The 19,901-nt window shown below is 75.1% G+C and carries 16 protein-coding genes and 1 pseudogene; 8 read left to right on the top strand and 9 right to left on the bottom strand.

All coding sequences use genetic code 11. The features are described from left to right. Positions 1-38: 38 nt before the first annotated feature. From ACFV1L_RS32145 to ACFV1L_RS32135, 3 genes are all read right to left on the bottom strand, one after another. Positions 39-989 carry an ABC transporter ATP-binding protein gene (locus ACFV1L_RS32145; RefSeq protein ID WP_380372714.1) on the bottom strand — a complete coding sequence of 317 codons (951 nt, stop codon included), beginning with the start codon at positions 987-989 and terminating at the stop codon, positions 39-41. A 94-nt stretch (positions 990-1,083) separates the two neighbouring features. After that, positions 1,084-3,825: a hypothetical protein gene (locus tag ACFV1L_RS32140; protein ID WP_380372711.1), complete on the bottom strand. Its 2,742-nt coding sequence runs from the start codon at positions 3,823-3,825 to the stop codon at positions 1,084-1,086. Beyond that, positions 3,822-7,049: an FtsX-like permease family protein gene (locus ACFV1L_RS32135; protein WP_380372708.1), complete on the bottom strand. Its 3,228-nt coding sequence runs from the start codon at positions 7,047-7,049 to the stop codon at positions 3,822-3,824. The genes ACFV1L_RS32140 and ACFV1L_RS32135 overlap by 4 nt, the downstream gene beginning before the upstream one ends. Positions 7,050-7,220: 171 nt before the next feature. On the opposite strand from ACFV1L_RS32135, the pseudogene ACFV1L_RS32130 reads away from it, so the two are divergent. Continuing rightward, positions 7,221-7,925: pseudogene (locus ACFV1L_RS32130) on the top strand (ATP-binding cassette domain-containing protein). 225 nt (positions 7,926-8,150) lie between these two features. Here ACFV1L_RS32130 and ACFV1L_RS32125 read toward each other — a convergent pair. Further along, the gene (locus tag ACFV1L_RS32125) at positions 8,151-8,585 is read right to left on the bottom strand and encodes a MarR family transcriptional regulator (RefSeq protein ID WP_380372705.1); all 435 of its coding nucleotides are present in this window, start codon (positions 8,583-8,585) and stop codon (positions 8,151-8,153) included. A gap of 66 nt (positions 8,586-8,651) precedes the next feature. On the opposite strand from ACFV1L_RS32125, the gene ACFV1L_RS32120 reads away from it, so the two are divergent. Together ACFV1L_RS32120 and ACFV1L_RS32115 are read left to right on the top strand one after the other, a co-directional pair. Continuing rightward, positions 8,652-9,056 carry a VOC family protein gene (locus ACFV1L_RS32120; protein ID WP_380372702.1) on the top strand — a complete coding sequence of 135 codons (405 nt, stop codon included), beginning with the start codon at positions 8,652-8,654 and terminating at the stop codon, positions 9,054-9,056. 29 nt (positions 9,057-9,085) lie between these two features. Next, entirely contained in the window at positions 9,086-9,679 is a 594-nt protein-coding gene (locus tag ACFV1L_RS32115) for a DUF6629 family protein (protein WP_380372699.1), read from the top strand. 63 nt (positions 9,680-9,742) lie between these two features. On the opposite strand, the gene ACFV1L_RS32110 is transcribed toward ACFV1L_RS32115, so the two are convergent. Next, positions 9,743-10,639, bottom strand: a complete 897-nt coding sequence (locus ACFV1L_RS32110; protein ID WP_380372696.1) for a winged helix-turn-helix transcriptional regulator — start codon at positions 10,637-10,639, stop codon at positions 9,743-9,745. A gap of 122 nt (positions 10,640-10,761) precedes the next feature. On the opposite strand from ACFV1L_RS32110, the gene ACFV1L_RS32105 reads away from it, so the two are divergent. Then, positions 10,762-12,045, top strand: coding sequence for an MFS transporter (locus tag ACFV1L_RS32105; RefSeq protein ID WP_380372693.1), 1,284 nt, complete (start codon positions 10,762-10,764; stop codon positions 12,043-12,045). Positions 12,046-12,063: 18 nt separating this feature from the next. On the opposite strand, the gene ACFV1L_RS32100 is transcribed toward ACFV1L_RS32105, so the two are convergent. Continuing rightward, the gene (locus tag ACFV1L_RS32100) at positions 12,064-12,681 is read right to left on the bottom strand and encodes a polysaccharide deacetylase family protein (protein ID WP_380372690.1); all 618 of its coding nucleotides are present in this window, start codon (positions 12,679-12,681) and stop codon (positions 12,064-12,066) included. A 371-nt stretch (positions 12,682-13,052) separates the two neighbouring features. Between ACFV1L_RS32100 and ACFV1L_RS32095 the strand changes: the two genes are divergently transcribed. After that, the gene (locus tag ACFV1L_RS32095; RefSeq protein WP_380372688.1) at positions 13,053-14,156 is read left to right on the top strand and encodes a calcium:proton antiporter; all 1,104 of its coding nucleotides are present in this window, start codon (positions 13,053-13,055) and stop codon (positions 14,154-14,156) included. A gap of 130 nt (positions 14,157-14,286) precedes the next feature. Continuing rightward, positions 14,287-14,547 carry a GlsB/YeaQ/YmgE family stress response membrane protein gene (locus tag ACFV1L_RS32090; RefSeq protein ID WP_380372686.1) on the top strand — a complete coding sequence of 87 codons (261 nt, stop codon included), beginning with the start codon at positions 14,287-14,289 and terminating at the stop codon, positions 14,545-14,547. Between the two features lie 68 nt (positions 14,548-14,615). Here the strand turns inward: ACFV1L_RS32090 and glmS are convergent, their stop codons facing one another. Both glmS and ACFV1L_RS32080 read right to left on the bottom strand, forming a co-directional pair. Then, the gene (gene glmS, locus ACFV1L_RS32085; protein WP_380372683.1) at positions 14,616-16,457 is read right to left on the bottom strand and encodes a glutamine--fructose-6-phosphate transaminase (isomerizing); all 1,842 of its coding nucleotides are present in this window, start codon (positions 16,455-16,457) and stop codon (positions 14,616-14,618) included. Between the two features lie 56 nt (positions 16,458-16,513). Next, positions 16,514-16,819 carry a hypothetical protein gene (locus tag ACFV1L_RS32080; RefSeq protein WP_380372680.1) on the bottom strand — a complete coding sequence of 102 codons (306 nt, stop codon included), beginning with the start codon at positions 16,817-16,819 and terminating at the stop codon, positions 16,514-16,516. 78 nt (positions 16,820-16,897) lie between these two features. On the opposite strand from ACFV1L_RS32080, the gene ACFV1L_RS32075 reads away from it, so the two are divergent. Further along, positions 16,898-17,980, top strand: a complete 1,083-nt coding sequence (locus tag ACFV1L_RS32075) for a winged helix DNA-binding domain-containing protein (RefSeq protein WP_380372677.1) — start codon at positions 16,898-16,900, stop codon at positions 17,978-17,980. Positions 17,981-18,298: 318 nt separating this feature from the next. Then, a complete protein-coding gene (locus ACFV1L_RS32070) occupies positions 18,299-19,411 on the top strand; it encodes a hypothetical protein (RefSeq protein WP_380372676.1) in 1,113 nt (370 codons plus the stop codon). Positions 19,412-19,447: 36 nt separating this feature from the next. On the opposite strand, the gene ACFV1L_RS32065 is transcribed toward ACFV1L_RS32070, so the two are convergent. Next, positions 19,448-19,834, bottom strand: a complete 387-nt coding sequence (locus tag ACFV1L_RS32065) for a hypothetical protein (protein WP_380372674.1) — start codon at positions 19,832-19,834, stop codon at positions 19,448-19,450. Positions 19,835-19,901: the final 67 nt, after the last annotated feature.

Raw genomic sequence — 19,901 nt, 5'->3', positions numbered from 1 at the left:
GCCCGCGGCCCCGGCCCGGGCACGGGCGGGCCGCGGGGTCAGTCGGCGTCGTCGGGGCGGAGGGCGATGTGGTCGGCGGCGAGGTCGGCGGCGACCCGGTGTTCCATGCCGAGGGCGGTGAGGAACTTGGCGGGGAGTTGGACCCGGCCGGTGCGGTCGAGCATGACGTACTCGCGTTCGGTGACGGTCTCCTGTCCGTGTTCGTCGGTGACGGTGCGGCGGAGGACTTCGCTGCTGGTGCGGCCGTCGCGGATGGCGACGGTGCGGCGGACCTCGCCGGCGACCATGGGGTCGTGGGTGACCAGGACGACGGTGGTGCCGAGTTCGCGGTTGACGGTGCGGAAGGCCTCGAAGATGCCGGTGGCGGTGTCGGAGTCGAGTTCGCCGGTGGGTTCGTCGCCGAGCAGGACGGCGGGGTCGTTGGCGAGGGCGACGGCGATGGCGACGCGCTGCTGCTGTCCGCCGGAGAGTTCGGCGGGGCGCCGGTCGGCGAGGGGGCCGATGTCGAGGGCGTCGAGGAGTTCGGTGACCCGGGCGCGCCGCTGCTTGGCCGCGCGGTGCCCGGAGCGCAGTTGCATGGGCAGGGCGATGTTCTGGGCGGCGGTGAGGAAGGGCAGGAGGTTGCGGGCGGTCTGCTGCCAGATGAAGCCGACGGTGTCGCGGCGGTAGCGCAGCCGGTCCTTGGGGGTCATGGCGAGCAGGTCGCTGCCGGCGACGGTGGCGGTGCCGGCGGTGGGGGTGTCGAGGCCGGCGAGGATGTTGAGCAGGGTGGACTTGCCGCTGCCGGAGGCGCCGACCAGGGCGACCAGGTCGCCGCGGTCGACGGTCAGGTCGAGGCCCTGGAGGGCCTGGACCTCGATGCCGTCGGTGCTGAAGATCCGGACCAGCCGTTCGCAGCTGATCGCCAGGTCGGCGCGGACGGTGCGGGGCGCGCTGGCGGCCAGGGCCCTGGCCCGCAGTTCGTCCAGGCTCGGGGGCGGAGTGCTCATCGGGTGTCTCCTGCTCGTCGCTCGGTGGTGAGCTGCCGACGTACGGCACGCGCGGTCCCGGCCGGCGCGGGCGGCGCGGTGGTGGGCGGGGTGCTCATCGGGTGTCTCCGGCCCGCAGTTCGGTGGTGATCTGTCGGCGGGCGGTGGCGGCGGTCTCGGCGAGCACGGTGAGGGTGATCAGCAGGGCGAGGCCGACGGCCTGTTGGAGGACGGGTGCGGCGGTGAGTCGCAGTCCGGTCGGGTTCGCCGCGCCGACCAGGGGGGCGATGTCGACGGCCGGGCCGATCAGCAGGACGCAGCCGACGGCGGTCAGGGCCCCGCCGAGGGCGGCGACCAGGGCCTGCGGCAGCACCTCGGCGAGGATCAGTGCGAGGCCCTGCCGGGGCCGCAGGCCCATGGTGCGGAGCCGGGCCAGGGTGGCGGCGCGTTCGGGTCCGGCCCGAAGGAGCGTCAGCAGGACGGACAGCAGGGCGAACAGCGCGGTGGCGGCGACGGAGACCCAGAACATCCGCTCGGCGGAGGTCTGCAGCGGGTCGGCGCCGATGGCGGCGGCCTCGCCGGCGGTGGTCCGCACCTGGTGCCCGGCCTTGCTGTCGGTGGCCGCCGGTCCGAGGAACTGCTCGGCGAGGGCCCGGAGTCGGGCGTCGTCGACGGTGCCGGTGGCGATCCACTTGTCGGGGCCGCCGAGTCGGGGCAGCAGGTCGGTGGCGGGGCCGAGCGGCAGCAGGACGTTGACGCCGACCGCGCCGTTCAGCGCGGGGGTGCCGTCGGAGGTGCCGACGGTGTGGATCGGGACGGCTTCGCCGCCGCCGAGGCGGAGTTCGAAGTCGCCTTCCGGCAGGTCGCTGCTGACCAGGGCGGGCACCCGGTTGCCGGGGGCGTTGGCGAACACCGCGGGGTCGAAGCGGCCCCGCCCGGCGGTCCGGGCGACTTCGGCGTACTTGGCGGGGTCGGCGACCACCACGTTGACGCGGACCGAATTGCCGCTGCCGATGGACATCGTGACGTCGTCCTCGATCCAGACCGGCAGTGCGGTGCGGACGCCGGGCAGCCGGTCGGCGGCGGTGAGGAAGGCCTCCGGCAGGGTGCTGTCCAGGCGGGCCGCGACCGAGGCGTCGCCGCCGATGTTGTAGCGGGCGATCCCGGCGCGGTCGGCCTTCACCGAGGCGAGGACGGTGGCGCCGATCGCGCCGCAGGTGACGGCGAGGACCAGGGCGAGCAGTGGCAGCACCGAGGGCCGGGCGTTCCGGCCGCTGCCGCGGGCGGCCCGGGTCAGGCCGAGGAAGGCGATGGCGCCGGGTCGTCGGGCGGCCCAGCGGGCCAGCAGTCCGATCAGGAGCGGTTGGAGGCGGGCGAGCAGCAGGGCGCCGGTGAGGGCGAGCAGCAGCGGGGCGGCGACCAGCAGGGGGTCGACGCCTTCGCCCTGCGGGGCGACGCCGCGCCGGGCGACCTGGGTGGCGGCGCCTGCGGTGGCGGCGAGGACGGCGAGTTCGGCCATCAGGCGGCGGCGGCCGGGCCGGCCGTTGTGGGGCCGGTCGCGCAGCAGCAGGGCGGCGCGGACCGGGAAGGCCAGCAGGGCGAGCAGGGTGACGGAGCCGGCGGCGACGGCGGCGGGCAGCCAGCGCGGGGTGGGCAGCAGGGCGAAGGCCAGCAGCGCGCCGAGGGCGGCGGCGGGCAGCACCGTCAACGCGCCTTCGCCGAGCAGCAGTCGGCCGATCCCGCCGGTTCCGAGGAGGGAGCCGCCGCGGGCCCGGAGCAGCCGCAGTTCGGTGGTGCGCCGTTCGGCGGTGAGCGCGGCGGCGAGGCAGAGCACCACCGCGGCGACGCCGGCCGCGCCCGCCGGGCCGACGTAGGCGAGCGAGTCGATGGCGCTCTGCCGCTTCCAGGCGTTGTCGATCAGGGTGCGCAGCTGGGTGGTGATCCGGACGTTGGAGCGTCCGAGGCCGGTGGTCACCTTGACGGCGATCGGGCCGTTGGTGACGGTGGCGAGGTCGAAGGAGGTCTGCTGGAGGCGGTCGGCGCGCAGGGCGTCGATCCGGACGGGCAGTCGCCAGTAGTCCTCGCTGCCGGAGCCCCAGGAGCCGACGGCGGCCATGGTCTGCGGGCCGGTCATCGCGACGGCGTACCAGTAGAGCTCCGGCGGGTCGGACGGGCCGCTGCTGGGGGTGAGGTTGAGGCAGCTCCTGACCGCGCAGCCGAGGTTGTCCCAGTACGGGTCCCGGGGGTCGTCGACGGTGTACAGGCCGACCACCCGGATCTGCCGGGGCGGCGGGACGAGGCCGCGGCCGAGCACCGACCTGCCTCCGTCGTAGACGGCGCCGAGCTTGATGCCGAGGGTCCGGGCGGCGGAGGCCGAGAGGGCGACCGGGACGGGCTCGTCGTCGGCGGCGGCGCCGGGCCACTGACCGTCCGTCAGACGGGCGTGGTCGGTCGTCCCGCGCTGGTACTGCACGGCGATCTCGGGGGCGACGCCGTCGGGGCGGGCCAGCGTGGGGTCGCCCAGCGAGCGGGGCAGGGTGCCGCGGCGTCCGGAGACCGGGCCGCTGGGGTCGATCGGGAGCACCGGGCCGACGGCGGCGGTGAGTCGGGCGAGGGTGTCGTCCAACTGCCGTACCGGGTCGCCGTCCTTGGGCACGGCGGCGGTGACGTTGATGCTGGTGGCGGTGGGGCCGGGTGCGCGCAGGAAGCTGTGCAGGGCGCGGTCCGCGCCCCGGTCCTGGGCGCGGGGCAGGGCGGCGGCGAGGAAGACCACGGTCAGCGCCAGGGCGGCGGTGAGCAGGGCGGCCAGCGGCGCGGTGCGCAGTCTGGTGCGGATCCAGGGGGCGGGGGTGCTCATTTGTCCTCCACGAACCGGAGCCGGGCGGCCAGGTCCCGGCGGCGTCCGCCGACCAGGAAGGCGGACAGCAGGGGCAGCGCGGCGGTTCCGGCCGCCAGGGCGAGGACCTGGCCGAGGGGCAGGCCGACCAGGACGTCGGGCGTCGGCGGGCGGGCGGCCGGGGTGAGCACCACCAGCGGCACCACCAGGTGGACCAGGGCAGTTCCGAGCAGCAGGCCGACGCCGGTGCCGATGCCGACGAGCACGACCTGTTCGGCGGCGGCGGTCCGGCGCAGCAGCCGTCGGGGGGTGCCGAGGGCGATCAGGATCGCGGACTCGGCGGCCCGTTCGCCCGTGGAGGCGGCCGCGGCGGCGGCGAAGCCGATGGTGGCGAGGACGGCGGCGGCCACGGCCAGCGCGGCCAGGGCGCTCTGCGGGGCGGCGCTGAGCGGGTCGGTGGACCGGGCGGCGGCGTCCTCCTCACGGAGTGTCAGCTGCTGGGCGGTGGGGCCGGCGCGCAGGGCGGCGGCGGCTTCGGCCGGGGTGCGGTCGTCGGGGCCGGTGGCGGGCAGCCACCATTCGGTGACGGGCGGGAGGTCGGCGCTGCGGTCGTTCAGCCACCGGTGGGTGGTGGCCAGGTCGAGCAGCAGGGCGGTGTCGCCGTGGACGGGCAGCGCCTCGACGGCGTCGGTGATGCGGACGGGCAGGGTGGTGTTGCCGAGCTGGATCTTGATCAGGTCGCCGACCTTGCCGCCGGCGGCGGTCAGGTAGCCGCGGGTGGCGAGGGCCTTGACCTCGGGGCCGGACGGGGTGCCGCCGGGGGCGAGCACCAGGGCGTGCTTGCCGTCGCGGCGGTCTTGGCCGTCGGGGGCGGCGGGGGTGTAGGCGACGGTGACCAGCCGGTCCTCGGCGGGGGCGCTGGTGACCTGGACCGGGGCGCCGGTGCCGGTCCAGCTGCCGGCGGGTGCGGCGACGGGCGCGGCCGGGCCGTTCGCGGTGTCGGAGACGGCGAGGTGGCGGATGGTCACTTCGCTGCCGTTCTCGTTCGAGCTGGCGCCGTACATCAGCTCGATGCCGGTCAGGGTCAGCGGGGCGGCGACCGAGCCGAGCGGGGCGGCGGCCAGCTTGTCGAGGTCCACCGAGACGGCGGTCTCGCCGCGGGCCGGGAGTTGCGGCACCAGGATGCGGTAGCCGGCTCCGGTGCCGTCCCGCAGTTGGAGCCAGAGGTCCGGTGCTGCCAGGGGCGGCGTCCAGGGGAGGGCCTCGGCGGCGGGTCGGTCGTCGACCCGGACGGCCACGGTCAGGTCGATCCGGGCGGGCTTTCCGGGCAGGCGGAGGCCGGGCGGCTGCGGTTCGGCCAGCGGCGCGAACAGCGCGCCGACCGGCCGGTTGTCGAACAGGTCGGGCCTGGCGTGCAGTTCGGCGGCGGCACGGGTGGTGTCGGTGAGCAGGACCCGGCCGCGCTTCTCACCGGGGAGCCACTGGTCGAGTGCGGCGACGGGCAGCAGCCGGTCGCCGCCGGGCAGGGTCGTGTACCGGCCGCCCTGGCCGAGCGGGGGCAGTGCGGAGCCCTGGATCCGCAGGCCGCCGGCCGAGGCGAAGTCGGCCTGGTCGTGCTGCGAGTCGCGCCAGGCGGCGTGCTGGCCGAGGGCGAGGACGCCGGTGGCGACGGCCAGCACCAGCAGCAGCACCGGGCCGTTCGCCCGGCCGGGGCGGCGGGCCAGCTGCCAGCCGCCGAGCGCCGGGCCGAGGCCGCGGCCGCGGGCGGCCAGTCGGGCGCCGAGGCGGGCGGCGAACGGCAGCAGGCGCAGCACCAGCAGGGTTCCGGCGCACAGGGCGAGGGTGGGGGCGGCGACCAGTACCGGGTCGATGCCCAACTGCCCCGCGGAGTCCGCGGAGAGGCCGCCGGTGCGGGCGGCGAGCTGCTGGTAGGCGACGACGGCGAGGGCGAGCAGGGTCAGGTCGGCGCCGGAGCGGGCCATGGTGCTGACGACGGCCTGGCGGCGCGTCACCACCCGTCCGCCGTCGCGGCGCAGCACGGTGGGCAGCACGGCGAGGAGCACGCAGGCCAGTGCGACGAGCGCGGCGACCGGCCGGCGGACGGCGGTGTCGGTGTGGTCGAGCGGCAGTCCGGCCAGCGGGCCGCGGGTGGTCAGCAGGCGCAGCAGCGGCCCGGTGAGCAGGGGGGCGAGGACGGCGGCGGGCAGGGCCAGCAGCAGTGCTTCGAGAGCCGTCCAGGCGGCGAGTCGGCGCCGGGTCGCGCCGCGCGAGACGAGCAGCGCGTTCTCCCGGGACTGGCGGTCCGCGACCAGGTGCACCACCAGTAGCAGGGCGGCGCCGGCCAGGACGGCGAGTTGCAGCGCGCCGATCAGCAGGCTGGACTTGGCGACCAGCGTCGCCGAGTGCAACTCGTCGAGCAGGGCGGGCAGTTCGGTCTGCGGCTGGAGGCCGGGGCTGTACTGCTTGGCGAGGTCCGCCAGGTGGGCGGCGCGGGCGCGGACCCGGTCGAAGCGCTCCGGGTCGACGGCGGAGAAGTCGGCGGTCAGCAGGGTGCTGCGGCTGCCCTGCGGCAGCAGGCCGGCGGTGAACGCGCCGTCGTCGACCAGCATCGGCCCGTAGGTGGTGAAGCCGCGGACCTGGATCTCGCGTCCGCCGAGCGGGTCGAGCCGCCAGTAGGGCGAGTCCCGGTCGGCGACCTGGTAGACGCCGGTGATCCGCACGGTGAGCGGGGCGCCGCCGTACCGGTCGGCGAGGGTGACCCGGGCGGGCAGCGCGTCCGCGGTCAGGCCGAGCCGGGGCAGGGTGCTCTGCGGTACGGCGGTCTGCACGCCGCCGGCCGGGTCGGCGGTGGGCCACTGGCCGGCCGTCAGCCGGACCCGGGTGCGGTCCAGCGAGGCGAGCACCGTCAGGTCCACCTCGCGGGCGGGCCCGGCCTGACCGGGCAGGCCGTAGGAGCGGCTGCGGGCGAGGGACTGGGCGGTGACCGGCAGTCCGTCGAACAGTTCGGCGCCGAGGGCCGCGGCGCCGGCGTCGTCCGCCGTCCTGGCGTCCAGCGCGTGGTCCGCGGCCAGCAGGACGCCGACCCGGCTGCCGCCGTCCAGATTTCGCCGCAGGCCGGCTTCGGCCACCGTCCGGTCGAACGCCACCAGCGTGGTCAGCACTGTGGTGGCGATCAGTACGGTGAACAGCACCGATGCCGCCAGCGGCAGTTGGCCGCGCAGCCGACGCAGGACGAAGCCGAGCATGATCCATTCCCCCCGTTCCGGCCACCCTGTACCGGATAGCGGACGACTCTGTCAGAGTCGAACACGAAGGGGAAGGGTCTTGCGTGAACCGGGTTGCCCGGGAGCAGAATCGTGCAGCTTCGCACCGGACTGCCAAGGGCGACAACGGAGTTGACGGGTACACATTCGGCCATGGCGGTGGTCGAGGATCGGTGGCGCGGCTCCGGCGCCGGACCGCGCACGGTGCACGCACCGCGCGGGGTCTCGTTCACCTCCGCCCGCGGCGAACTCACCGGCCCCGAAGGGCAGGTCCGGCTCCGGCAGGACCACCCCGCTCAACCTGGTCGGCGGGCTCGACACCGCCACCAGCGGCCGGATCACCCTGGACGGCAGCGACCTGTCCGCCCCCGACGAGACCGGCCGGCCGGCGCCGCGCCGGGGCCGGATCGGCTTCGTCTTCCGGTCCTTCGGCCTGCTGCCGAGGCTCACCGCCGCCGCGAACGTCGGCGTCCCGATGCGGCTGCGCAACCTGCCCGCCGCCGAACGCGAGGAGCGGGTCCGCACCCTGCCGGCCCTGGCCGGCCCGGCCGACCGCGCCGACCAGCGGCCCACCGAACTCTCCGGCGGCCAGCAGCAACGCGTCGCCGTCGCCCGCGCGCCGGCGAACGCCCCCGCTCCGATCATCGTGGACGAGCCCACCGGCCGGCTCGACTCCGAGACCGGCCTCGCCGTCATGGACCTCCTCCGCGCCCTGGTCCGCTCCCGGCAGGTCACCGCCCGGTCGCCACCCACGACCCGGCCCTGATGGCCCGGGCCGACCGCGTCATCCCCCTGCACGACGGCACCGTCGAGGACGCCCCGGCGACCGCGGACTCCGCGCCCGACGGCAGGAGTTGACCTCGACCTGAGCCGCCGGGGCGGGCGACTCCCCTGCACGAGCCGGGAGTTCGCCGCGCCTGCGCCGAGCAAGGCCGCCCCGCCGGCCACCGCAGGGGGCCGGCGCACCCGCACCCCCGATGCCCCGAGCGGGCAACTCCCGCGCGAGACAGCAGAGTTCGGCAGGGATTCGGGACGCTGGCGGCTGTTCGCCGTCGCCGCGCCGCGTCGCACCGAGGCCGTCGGCTACCTGTGCAGGCGCAGCAACAGCCCGTGCAGGGTGGCGCGTTCGGCCGGGGCGAGCGGGGCGAGGACGTCGTTCTGCACCTCGCGGGCCAGGGTGTCGAGGTCGGCGAGGCGGGCGGCCCCGGCAGGGGTGAGGGAGAGCGTGAGGCGACGGCGGTCGGCGGCGTCGCGGGTGCGGTCGAGCCAGCCGGCGGCGGCGAGTTGGTCGGCGGCCTTGGCGAGGTCGCTGGGGTCGAGGCGCAGGCGGACGGCCAGGTCGCGCTGGGTGTGCGGTCCGAAGTCGGCGAGGGCGGCGAGCGCCGCGTGGTGGTGGAGGCGCAGCCCGTCGGCGGCGAGGAGTTCGGCGAGCCGGTTGCGGGCGTCCTTGCCGACCTTGGAGAGCAGATAGGTCGTCAGCTCCAGCAGCGCGGGCGGGGTTTCGGTGGGGTCGGCCATGGCGTCCATGGTAGGTGCCGACCTATAGTGGGTCCACACCCACGATTCGTCTCGGAGGGATCCGCCGTGGACGCGCTCCACCCCCGCCTGCTGGTCGCCGACTTCGCCGCCTGCTTCGCCTTCTACGACGCCGTCCTGCCGCCGCTGCTCGGCGCGCACCTGGTCAAGGGCACGGCCGCCGGCCCGTACGCCAACTGGGACGTGGACGGCGAGGGCCTCCTCGCCCTCTTCGACCGGGCCGCGATGGCCGCCACCCTCGGCACTCCCCCGGCGCCCGCGGACGCTCCCCCGACCGACACCGGCATGTTCGTCTGCCGGGTCACGGACGTCGACGCGGGCTACGCGCTCTGCCTGGCCCACGGGGCGACTCCCGTGCAACCGCCGGCGGACCGCCCGGAGTGGGGGCCGACGCTGCGCAGCGCCCACCTGCGCGACCCGCAGGGCACGCTGATCGAGCTTCAGTCGTACTGATCGCGGGGAGCGGTCAGTACGCTGGCCGGGTGTGCTGGAGCGCCGGGGCCGATCTGATCGTCGGCAGCGCCGTCTCGGCGGTCGGGGTCGCCGCGGTGCTGCGCGCCGGCCCGGGGCGCCGACTGCCGCTGGCCGCACTGCCGTTGCTGCTGGGCGTCCACCAGCTGATCGAGGCGGGCGTCTGGTGGGGTCTGCCGTGGGCCACCACCCTGTGGGCGGTGATCGCGCTGCCGCTGCTTCCGGTGTACGTCCCGGCGGCGGTGTGGTGCGCGACGCGGCGCCGCTCTGCCGCCTGGTTCACCGCACTGGGCGCGGCCGTCGCCGTCCCGCTCGCCGTCGCACTCGCCCGCCACCCGGTGACGGCCCACCGGCACGGCCACACCCTCACCTACGCGATCGGCGTCCCGGCCCCCGCCCTGCTGCTCATCGGCTACCTGGCCGCCACCATCGGCCCGCTGCTCTCCTCCGGCGACCCCCGCCTACGCCGCCTCGGCACGACCATCGCCCTGGGCGCACTCGCCTGCGCCCTCCTCTGGCGCCTGGCCTTCCTCTCCACCTGGTGCGCCCTCGCCGCCCTGACCTCCCTCCTGCTCCACCGCTGGGCCCGCCACCCGGTCGACTGACATACCGTCAATTCCGGTCCGCCGCAACATCGTTGGCCACGGTGCGAACACCCTGGCGTCCCGTCAGTCAGCGTCCGCCGCAGCGTCGATGAGCGCGAGCGCGTCCTGCACCGAGCCGCCCGGGTCCGGGACGGGGTAGAGGACGCCGCGTACCGTCCGGTCGGCGTCGATCAGCAGGGTGAGTCGCTTGAGCCGTTCGGCGCCGCCCGCGCGGAAGGTGGGGAGGCGGAGGGCGCCGGTCAAGCGCAGCGCGGCGTCGGAGAGGAGCGGGAACGGGATGTTCTGGTGGGCGGCGAACGCGGCTTGCTGGTCGGGGCGTTGGGTGGAGACGCCGTGGACGGTGGCGCCGCGGGCGGTGAAGTCGGCGAGGCGGTCGCGGTAGGTGCAGGACTCCAGGGTGCAGCCGACGGCGCCGGGGATCTCGTCCCAGTCCGGCGGGTGGCCGTGGGTGCCGGGGGCGTACGCGCCGGGGAAGCAGTACAGCACCGTCCAGGGGGTGTCGCCGACGGGGTCGGCGGCGTGCGGATGGGGCTCGGCGGAGGCGACGGGCAGGGCGAGTTCGGGGACGCGGGTGCCGATCAGGGCGTGGACGCGGCGGGCCTCGGCGGAGTCGGGTTCGGCGGTGGCGGTGAGGGTGCCGTCGCCGAGCAGGTGCCGGCCGCCCCAGTCCTGGAGGGCGACCAGGACGGGCAGCAGGCCCCAGCCCTTCTCGGTCAGGTGGTAGGCGTAGCGCGGCGGGTGCGCGTGGTAGAGGCGTTTCTCGACGACGCCGTCCTCGACGAGTGAGCGCAGCCGGGCGGTGAGCACCTTGCGGCTGATGCCGAGGGCTTCGTGCAGGGCGTCGAACTGGTGGGTGCCGCCGGCGAGGTCGCGCACCAGGAGCAGGGTCCACCAGTCGCCGACCACGGACAGCGCCTGGGCGATGGAGCAGTCGGTGTCGCCGACGTCGGTGTAGCGCATGGAACCACCTTGCCACTTGCGTCCTCGCTGCTCCATAGTGAGTTCCCCAAGGGAACTCACTCGGTTCCGCTCGGCACCCGCTGCGGAATCCGGAATCCACTCGCTCGACCGACGGGGGCGCCATGTCCAGCACGACCACCGAGACCGGCACCCGACCACCGGTGGCCGCCGTGCCGTCCGCGTCGGCGTTCTGGCGCTACTGGTCGGCTTCGGCGGTCAGCGGGCTCGGCGACGCCGTCACCTCCGTCGCGCTGCCGCTCACCGCCGTGTCCGTCCTGCACGCCGGCGGCTTCCAGGTCGGCCTGGTGACGGCGGCGGGCTTCGTCGCCTGGCTGCTGATCGGCCTGCCCGCCGGGGTGCTGGTGCAGCGGCTGCCGCTGCGCGGCACCCAGATCGCCATGGACCTGGTGCGTGCCGCCGCGATCGGCTCGGTGCCGCTGGCGGCCGCGTTCGGCGCCCTGAGCCTGGTCCAACTGGGCGTCGTGGCCCTGGTGGTGAGCCTGGCGAGCGTGGTGTTCGACGTCGGGAACTCGACCTTCCTGCCGACCGTGGTGCCGCGCGAGCAGCTGACCGCCCGCAACAGCCTGACCTCCGGGACGCACGCGGTGAACCAGCTGGCCGGCCCGTCGGTCGGCGGCGCACTGGTCCAACTGCTGGGCGCGGCCACCGCGCTGGTGACCGACGCGGTCAGCTACCTGCTGTCGGCGGCGCTGCTGCGCACCCTGCCCCGGGCGGCGTCGGCCGACCGGACGGCACCGGGCCCGGTGCCGTCGGTGGCGGCGCAGATCGGCGAGGGCTGGCGGTACGTCACCCGGCATCCGGTGGTCGGCCCGTGCGTGGCGATGGCGACCTCGGTGAACTTCGTGTGCGGCGCGCTGATGACGCTGACCCCGGTGTTCCTGGTCCGCACCCTGGGGGCCCCGGCCGGCGTGGTCGGCGTGCTGATGGCCACCGAGGGGATCGGCAGCCTGCTGGGTGCGGCGCTCACTCCTCGGCTCGGCTCGCGGCTGGGCAGCGCCCGGACGCTGCTGCTGGCCCCGGTGGTGGGTGCGGCGCTGGCGATGCTGATGCCGATGGCCACCGCCGGGCCGGGACTGCTGCTGTTCGCGGTCGGCAACGCGGGGTTCGCGGCGGGCGTGGTGGTGCTGAGCATCGTCACCCGGACGCACCGCCAGTCCACGGTGCCCGCCGAGCTGCTGCCGCGGGTGATGGCCACCGTTCGCTTCGTGTCCTGGGGAGCGATCCCGGTCGGCGCGGTGCTGGCCGGTTCCGCGGCCTCGCTGTGGGGGGCCCGCACCGCACTGTGGGCGGCCTGCGCGCTGACCGCGGTGGCCCCGGCGGTGCTGCTCTGCTCCCGGGTGCGCGGCCTGCGCAGCCTGGACGAGCTGGACACGCCTGCGGTGTGACGGTGGTGTGACGGGCCGTCAGTCGGACAGCCGGACGAAACGCCGTCCGGCGTCCAGCAGCCGGGGCAGGGCCTGTGCGTAGCCGGGGCCGGTGCCCGCGTCCGGGTGGTTGAGGTGGCTGATCACCACCGCTCCGGGCGGCGCCGCGAGCACCGTCCGGGCGACCTGGCCGGCGTCGAACGTCGCCCCGCCGTCGCCGTTCACCGCGAACCCGGCCACCCGCTCGCCCAGGTCGCCGACGATCCGCACCGCGATCTCGTCGTAGTGCGCCGTCCCGGAGCGGAACCAGCGCGGCGGCCGCCCGAGCAGCCCGGCCAGCTTCGCGGCGTTGTCCGCCACCTCCCGGTAGGCGGCTCCGGCGTCGGCGGTCCCGGTGATGCCGTACGCGGAGCGGCCGGTGACGGACAGCGGGCGGTGCGCGGTGCCGTGGTTGCCGAGTTCGAACAGCGGATCGGCGGCCAGCTCGGCGAACGGCCCGGGGTTGGCGTCGATCCACCGGGCGTTCAGGAACAGCGTGGCGGGCACCCGGTGGCGGCGCAGCGTGTCGATCAGCGCCGCGTCGTACCCGTCCCCGCCGGGCCCGCCGCACGCGTCGAAGGTCAGCGCCAGGGCCCCGCCCGGGACGTCCGCCACCACCCCCGGCAGGTCGGTGCCCCACTGCTCGGGCCGCTGCCCGGCGTACCGGGCGGCCTCCTCCTCCCGGCCCGGCGGCGCGAACGTCGCGGGCCCGGACCCGGATGCGGACCCGGACCCGGATACGGACCCGGCCCCGGGCTCGGCCCCGGACGCGGATTCGGCCCCGGCGGACCGGGGTGCGGCGGTCGTTGCCGGGCTCCCGCCGGGCTGCGCCGGCCGCGCGCATCCCGCCGCGAGTCCGAGGGCCACCGCCAGTACCGTCCGCCGTCCGACCATCGCGCCGCTCCTGACTGTCCGTCACCGTTCATCGTGACCACCGCCACGAGTGTCACTTCCGGGCCGTGCGGGTGCCATCTGCGAAGCTCGGCCGTATGGCTTCCTCCGAGCGACCGCACTACCTGCAGTGGACGACCGTCGCCCCGGTGATGGCGTTCCTGCTGCTCCTGGCCACCTGGCACCGCGACCTGCCGTGGCCGGTGGTGACGCTGGTGGCGTGCGCGCTGGCGCTGTCGGTGCTGGCCGCCGTGCACCACGCGGAGCTGATCGCCCACCGGGTGGGCGAGCCGTACGGGTCGCTGGTGCTGGCGGTGGCGGTCACCATCATCGAGGTGGCGCTGATCGTGACGCTGATGGCGGACGGCGGCGACAAGAGCGCGGGCCTGGCCCGGGACACCGTGTTCGCGGCGGTGATGATCACCTGCAACGGGATCCTCGGACTGTCCATCCTGGTCGGCGCGTTGAAGTACCGGGTGGCGGTGTTCAACGCGGAGGGCACCGGCGCGGCGTTCGGCGCGATCGCCACCCTGGCCACGCTGAGCCTGGTGCTGCCGACCTTCACCACCTCCAAGCCGGGCCCGCAGTTCTCCGCCACCCAGCTGGCGTTCGCCGCGGGCGCGTCGATCGTCATCTACGGCCTGTTCGTCTCGACCCTGACGGTCCGTCACCGGGACTACTTCCTGCCGGTCACCCCGGCGGGCGAGGTGGTCGACCCGATGGACGAGCACTCGGAGCCGCCGTCGCTCCGGACGACGCTGCTCAGCGTCGCGCTGCTCTCCGTCGCCCTGGTCGCGGTGGTCGGCCTGGCGAAGGGCGTCTCCCCCACCATCGAGCGCGGCGTCGCCGCGGCCGACCTGCCGAACGCGGTGGTCGGCGTGGTGATCGCGCTGCTGGTGCTGCTGCCGGAGTCGATCGCGGCGGTCCGGGCGGCGGTCCGCAACCGGGTGCAGATCAGCCTCAACCTGGCGCTGGGCTCGGCGCTCGCCTCGATCGGCCTGACCATCCCGGCCGTCGCCATCGCCTCCACCTGGCTGAGCGGGCCGCTCGAACTCGGCCTCGGCGCCAACCACATGATCCTGCTCGCCCTGACGGTCGCCGTCGGCACCCTCACCGTCATCCCCAAGCGCGCCACCCCGCTCCAGGGCGGCGTCCACCTGGCCATCCTCGGCGCGTACCTGGTCCTCGCGGTCAGCCCGTAGGGCCCGGCCGGCGGCCCGTCACCCGTCGGGCCGTCAGGCATCGACGGGCGATCGCGGGGTAGGCGGGCGGTGTCGCACTGACGGCCGTGCCGCTCCGCGAGCGGCGCGCATCCCGAACCGAGGAGGAAGCATGACGATCCTGTGGGCGATCATCGCCGGTCTGGTCATCGGCCTGCTGGCGAAGCTGGTCATTCCGGGCCGCCAGCCCATTCCGCTCTGGCTGACGGTCCTGCTGGGCATCGTCGGCGGCCTGATCGGCAACGCGCTGGCGGGCGCCTTCGGCGTCGCCGACACCGGCGGCATCGACTGGATCCGGCACTTCTTCCAGATCGGCGCCGCCGCCGTGCTGATCCTCCTGATCACCCCGCTGTGGGCGCGGCGCGGGGCCTGACGCCCCGTCACGCACGACGGAGGCGGGCGCCCGCGGGCGCCCGCCTCCGTCCGCGTTCCGCCGTCGGGTCACTCCACGGTGACGCTCTTGGCGAGGTTGCGCGGCTTGTCGACGTCCCGGTCGAGGGCCACCGCGGCGTGGTAGGCCAGCAGTTGGAGCGGGATGTTGAGCAGCAGCGGGTCGAGTTCCGGCTCGCTCTTCGGGACGACCACGCAGTGGTCCGCGAGCCGCGCCTCGATCGGACGGTGGGCGATGGCCAGCACCCGGCCGGAGCGGGCCTTGATCTCGCCGAGCGCGGTGAGGTTCTTGTCGAGCAGCTCGTCGTCCGGCACCAGCGCGACGGTCGGCAGCTCGGGGCTGATCAGCGCCAGCGGGCCGTGCTTCAACTCGCTGGCGGGGTACGCCTCGGCGTGCACGTAGGAGATCTCCTTGAGCTTCTGCGCACCCTCGCGGGCCACGGGGTAGCCGCGCACCCGGCCGATGAACATCATGCCCTGGCTCTGCGCGTACTCGGCGGCGAGCTTCTCGATCTCCCGCTCCTGCCCGAGCATGTCGCGGATCTGCTCGGGCAGCGCCTTCAGCGCGGCGACGATGCGGCGGCCGTCGGCGGGCGAGAGGTCGTGGATCCGGCCGAAGTGCAGGGCCAGCAGCGCGAACGCCACCACCGTGGAGGTGAACGCCTTGGTGGAGGCGACCGAGATCTCCGGCCCGGCGTGCAGGTAGATGCCGCCGTCGCACTCGCGGGCGATCGCCGAGCCGACGGTGTTCACCACGCCCAGCACCCGGCCGCCCTTGCGCTTGATCTCCTGCACGGCCGCCAGCGTGTCGTAGGTCTCGCCGGACTGGCTGACCGCCACGTACAGGGTGTCCGCCTCGATCACCGGGTTGCGGTAGCGGAACTCGGAGGCCGGCTCGGAGTGCGCGGGGATCCGGGCCAGCTCCTCGATCAGCTGCGCGCCCATCTCGCCCGCGTAGTACGCCGACCCGCAGCCGAGGATCTTCACCCGGCGGATCTCCCGCAGCTCCCGGGCGTCCAGGTTCAGCCCGCCCAGGTGCGCGGTGCTGAACCGCTCGTCGAGCCGGCCGGACAGCGTGCGCTCGACCGCGCCGGGCTGCTCGTGGATCTCCTTCAGCAGGTAGTGCGCGTAGCCGCCGGTGTCGTAGGAGCCGATCTCCCAGTCCACGGTGGACGGCTGCCGGGTGACGGTCCGGGCGTCCTCGGTGAAGGTCCGGAAGCCGTCGGCGCGGACCGTCGCCAGCTCGCCGTCCTCCAGGTGCACCACCTGCCGGGTGTAGCGGACCAGCGCGGAGACGTCGGAGGCGGCGAACATCTCCTTCTCGCCGATGCCGAGCACGATCGGACTGCCGTTGCGGGCCACCACGATCCGGTCGGTCTGCTCGGCGTCCAGCACCGCGATGCCGTAGGTGCCGACGACCAGCTTCAGCGCGGCCCGCACCGCGTCCTCCAGCTCGCCGCCGTCCGCGCGGTGCGCGGCGATCAGGTGGGCCAGCACCTCGGTGTCGGTCTCCGAGCGGAACAGCGCGCCGTCCGCGGCCAGCTTGGCGCGCAGCTCGTCGGCGTTCTCGATGATGCCGTTGTGCACCACCGCGATCCGGCCCTCGTTGTCGGTGTGCGGGTGCGCGTTGGCGTCCGACGGCACGCCGTGGGTCGCCCACCGGGTGTGGCCGATGCCGGCGCCGCCCTTGAACCGGGCCGGCAGCGCGGCCGCCAGGTCGGCGACCCGGCCCTTGACCTTGCACACCTTCAGCTTCGCCGGGACGGACTTGGTGGCGGGGGCGATCACCGCGACGCCCGCCGAGTCGTATCCCCGGTACTCCAGTCGCTGCAGGCCTTCCAGCAGGAAGGGGGACGCGTCCTTGGGGCCGATGTAGGCCACGATTCCGCACATGGGCGTGGACTCCTGAGGTTCGTGGGTCTGCGGGTGGACTCGGGGACGGGCGGCGGTCAGCCGTAGACCATCCGGCGCAGCTGACGCGCCGACAGCTCCGGCGCGGCGACCCGGCGGACGGCCAGCTCCGCACCGATCCGGGCGAAGATCCGATCGTTGGTCAGTCCCCTGGCCTGCAACTCACCGTGACGGCGGCGCACGTACTCCTCCGTGGTCTCGGAGAAGTACGCCAGCACCTCCGCGACGACCCGCGCCGCCTCCCCGGGGGCCAGCGCTGTGGTCCGGGCGAGATGGGCGAGCAGGTCCTCATGAGGGTGCGGTGAGACAGGCACGATCGGGGAGCCTAGGCGTGAAGTGTCCATTTGCCAAAGATCTTGCCCGATTTCGGGCAGGATCGCGACCGCACGCCCTCGCAACGGCCGCGTCGGTACGGTGAGCGCATGCACTCACCGCTGCTCGACGACGACCTGGTGCGGTCCCTCCGCGCCCGCGGGCAGGGCCTCGGCGCCGGCGTCCGCTTCCGCACCGCCGACGAGGCCGTCGAACGGGTCGTCGGCATCCAGGCCCAGGACGCCAGGGCCGGGGCGCTGGGCGTCCGGGTCCGCACCGGCGGGCTCGCCGCGGCGGACCTCCGGCGCGCGCTGGAGGCGGACCGCACCCTGGTCCGGAGCTGGCTCCTGCGCGGCACCCTGCACACCGTCACCACCGCCGACCTGCGCTGGCTGCTCGCCCTGCTCGGGCCGCAGTTCCTGCGCCTGAGCGCCCGCCGCCACCGCGAACTCGGCCTCGACGAGGAGCTGTGCGACCGGGCCGAGACCGTGATCGCCGACACCCTGGCCGCCCACGGCCCGTCCACCCGCGCCGAGTTGACGCAGCGGTTCGCCGCGGCCGGACTCCCGGCGGACGGCCAGGCCCCGTTCCACCTGATCCGCCGGGCGGCGCTGCGCGGCCGGATCTGCTTCGGCCCCGAGCGCGACGGCGACGCCACCTTCGTCCTGCTCTCCGACTGGCTGCCGGACGCCCCCGACGGCCCCGACGGCGAGGCCGCCGTCACCGCGCTGGCCCGCCGTTACCTGCGCGCCCACGGCCCGGCCGCCCCCGAGGACTTCGCCGGCTGGTCCGGCCTGCCCGCCACCGCCGCCCGCCGCGCCTGGCGCTCCCTCGACCTGCTGCCCGTCCGGGTGCGCGACCAGGACTGCGCGCTGCCCGCCGACCGCGCCGACGAACTCGACGCCGCCCCCGGCCCGGCGCCCGACGTCCGACTGCTGCCGATGTACGACAACTACCTGGTCGCGCACCGCAGTTCGGCCCTCGCGGTGCCGGCCGAGGACGAGAAGCGGGTCCGGCCCGGCGGCGGCCAGATCCGGGCCGCCGTCCTCGCCGACGGCCTCGCCCGCGGCACCTGGGCCTGGCGCCGCGAGCGCGCCGAGGCCACCCTGTTCGACCCGGCGGACGCGGCCGGCCTCGCCGAGGGCATCGCGGCGGAGTCCGCCGCCGTCGCCCGCTTCCTCGCGACGCCCTGACCCGGCCCGGGCCGCACGGTTCCCGTCCGGCACCTCCGATCCGACGGGCCGTCGGTTTCCGGGCGCCCCGGAACCGCCGGTCCGCCCGGCGCAACCGATCGGCCGCACGGCGCGTAGTGAGGGACGTCGGCCGAACGGGTGAGCAGGGGGCGCACCTATGATGTGAGGCCGTCGTTGAAGGACGGTGTGCAGACGGTGTTCGGGTGATCGTGGCCCGGCACTTGCGTCCGACGGCGGTGTCCCGTCCGGGGTTTCCGGCGGTCACCCCGCAGGATGGGCCGCGTACTGTCCGTGTCGATCACAGGGGGACCGTCCGTCATGCAACCGCGTGTGTTCGCCGTCGTCACCGCCGTCCTGCTGGGCGCGCTCGGCCTCGGCTCGGTCCTGGTCACCGACTGGACGCCGAAGACCGCCACGGCCGCCGTCGCCCCGGCCGCCGGCGGCACCCCGGGCCGCACCGCGCCCGCGCCGGCCACCGCCGCCCCCTCCCCCACCGGCGACCCCGCGGTGTGGACCCGCTCCACGCTGCGCAACAAGCTGATGGCCGAGATGGACGCCGCCGACCCCGGCGTCGCCCTCGCCGACCTCGACAGGATCTCCAAGGACAAGCCGTACACCGTGCGGTTCTGCCACCCGATCGCGCACGAGCTCGGGCACGCCGCGGTGCAGCGCTACCACCAGGACTTCCAGAAGGTCATCTCGTTCCCGCACGAGACCTGCGCGGCCGGCTACCTGCACGGCGCGGTCGAGGAGATGCTCGCCAACTCCAAGGACCCGCAGCACGACATCCTCACCCTGTGCGCCCCGTCCAACAAGGGCCCCTGCATCCACGGCGTCGGCCACGGCATCATGTTCGTCACCAAGCAGGACATCCCCGCCGCCCGCGACCTGTGCAACAAGTTCCCCTCCGAGAGCCGCCGCATCACCTGCTCCGAGGGCGTCTTCATGCAGCTGTTCGCGCCCGACGAGGAGGACGAGAAGGCCAAGGCCAACCTCCCCGCGGACAAGCTCGCCGCCGAACCGCTCTACCCCTGCCCCGAGCAGCCCGCGCTCTACCAGTCCGCCTGCTTCTTCTACGCCCCCACCTACTTCCTCTCCTCGCACGACTACGCCAATCACCCCGAGGCCTTCTCCCAGGCCCTCCAGTGGTGCCTGAACGCCCAGGCCAGCGGCGGCGCGAACGACTGCTCCCGCGGCGTCGGCTCACGCACCATGAAGTACAACCTGGACCGCGAGGACTGGGCCGCCCAGCAGTGCGCCACCGCGAAGGACGCCTGGCAGCGCAAGGCCTGCGCCCAGGGCCTGGTCAGCTACTACACCGTCAACTACACCGACAACGGCGCGGCCGGCCGCCTCTGCGACAAGATCACCAACAAGGAGATCCAGGGCTACTGCCGCTCCGCGGGCGGCCTGTCGAGCACCCTCGACTGACCCGCCGCCCGGAGCCCGTCCGCAACCCCGGCGGCGCTAGGCGAACAGCACGGCACAGGACCCGGCCAGCGCCAGGGCGGCCAGCAGTACGGTCGCCGCGCTGCCCTCGCTGTTCGCCCGCGCCCCGGCGGTCGCCAGCATCAGGCCCGCCGGGAGCAGCAGGAAGAGGCCGAACCAGATGCCGGGGGGCTGGACGACCAGGAGCAGGCCGACGACCGTCCAGCAGATCACCCGGAAGGCCCGCGCCCGCCGGGCCACCTGCGGCAGGAGCGTCAGCACCGCCCCGACCAGGAGCGGCTGCCAGAAGACCCGGACGTTCCCGAACCACCACACCAGGGCCGGCCCGGTGCAGGCCGTCGCCAGTGCGGCCAGGGCCCGGGCGGCTCCCGGTACCCGCCGTGCGCCGGTGTTCGCTTGCTCCACGACTTCCCCCCTCGACATTGAACGCGTTCAAAATCTACCGGCCGGGTCGGCCGGCGGACGGCCCGGG

It is taken from the genome of Kitasatospora sp. NPDC059646 (assembly GCF_042734615.1).
In the GTDB taxonomy this organism is placed as follows: Bacteria; Actinomycetota; Actinomycetes; order Streptomycetales; family Streptomycetaceae; genus Kitasatospora.
This window is presented reverse-complemented; position numbering and strand designations above follow the sequence as displayed.

What these genes read in the sequence shown, in the direction of transcription:
- ACFV1L_RS32145 (WP_380372714.1), bottom strand. Translation starts at nt 989, where the DNA reads ATGAGCACTCCGCCCCCGAGCCTGGACGAACTGCGGGCCAGGGCCCTG.
- ACFV1L_RS32140 (WP_380372711.1), bottom strand. Translation starts at nt 3,825, where the DNA reads ATGAGCACCCCCGCCCCCTGGATCCGCACCAGACTGCGCACCGCGCCG.
- ACFV1L_RS32135 (WP_380372708.1), bottom strand. Translation starts at nt 7,049, where the DNA reads ATGCTCGGCTTCGTCCTGCGTCGGCTGCGCGGCCAACTGCCGCTGGCG.
- ACFV1L_RS32125 (WP_380372705.1), bottom strand. Translation starts at nt 8,585, where the DNA reads ATGGCCGACCCCACCGAAACCCCGCCCGCGCTGCTGGAGCTGACGACC.
- ACFV1L_RS32110 (WP_380372696.1), bottom strand. Translation starts at nt 10,639, where the DNA reads ATGCGCTACACCGACGTCGGCGACACCGACTGCTCCATCGCCCAGGCG.
- ACFV1L_RS32105 (WP_380372693.1), top strand. Translation starts at nt 10,762, where the DNA reads ATGTCCAGCACGACCACCGAGACCGGCACCCGACCACCGGTGGCCGCC.
- ACFV1L_RS32095 (WP_380372688.1), top strand. Translation starts at nt 13,053, where the DNA reads ATGGCTTCCTCCGAGCGACCGCACTACCTGCAGTGGACGACCGTCGCC.
- ACFV1L_RS32090 (WP_380372686.1), top strand. Translation starts at nt 14,287, where the DNA reads ATGACGATCCTGTGGGCGATCATCGCCGGTCTGGTCATCGGCCTGCTG.
- glmS (WP_380372683.1), bottom strand. Translation starts at nt 16,457, where the DNA reads ATGTGCGGAATCGTGGCCTACATCGGCCCCAAGGACGCGTCCCCCTTC.
- ACFV1L_RS32080 (WP_380372680.1), bottom strand. Translation starts at nt 16,819, where the DNA reads ATGGACACTTCACGCCTAGGCTCCCCGATCGTGCCTGTCTCACCGCAC.
- ACFV1L_RS32075 (WP_380372677.1), top strand. Translation starts at nt 16,898, where the DNA reads ATGCACTCACCGCTGCTCGACGACGACCTGGTGCGGTCCCTCCGCGCC.
- ACFV1L_RS32070 (WP_380372676.1), top strand. Translation starts at nt 18,299, where the DNA reads ATGCAACCGCGTGTGTTCGCCGTCGTCACCGCCGTCCTGCTGGGCGCG.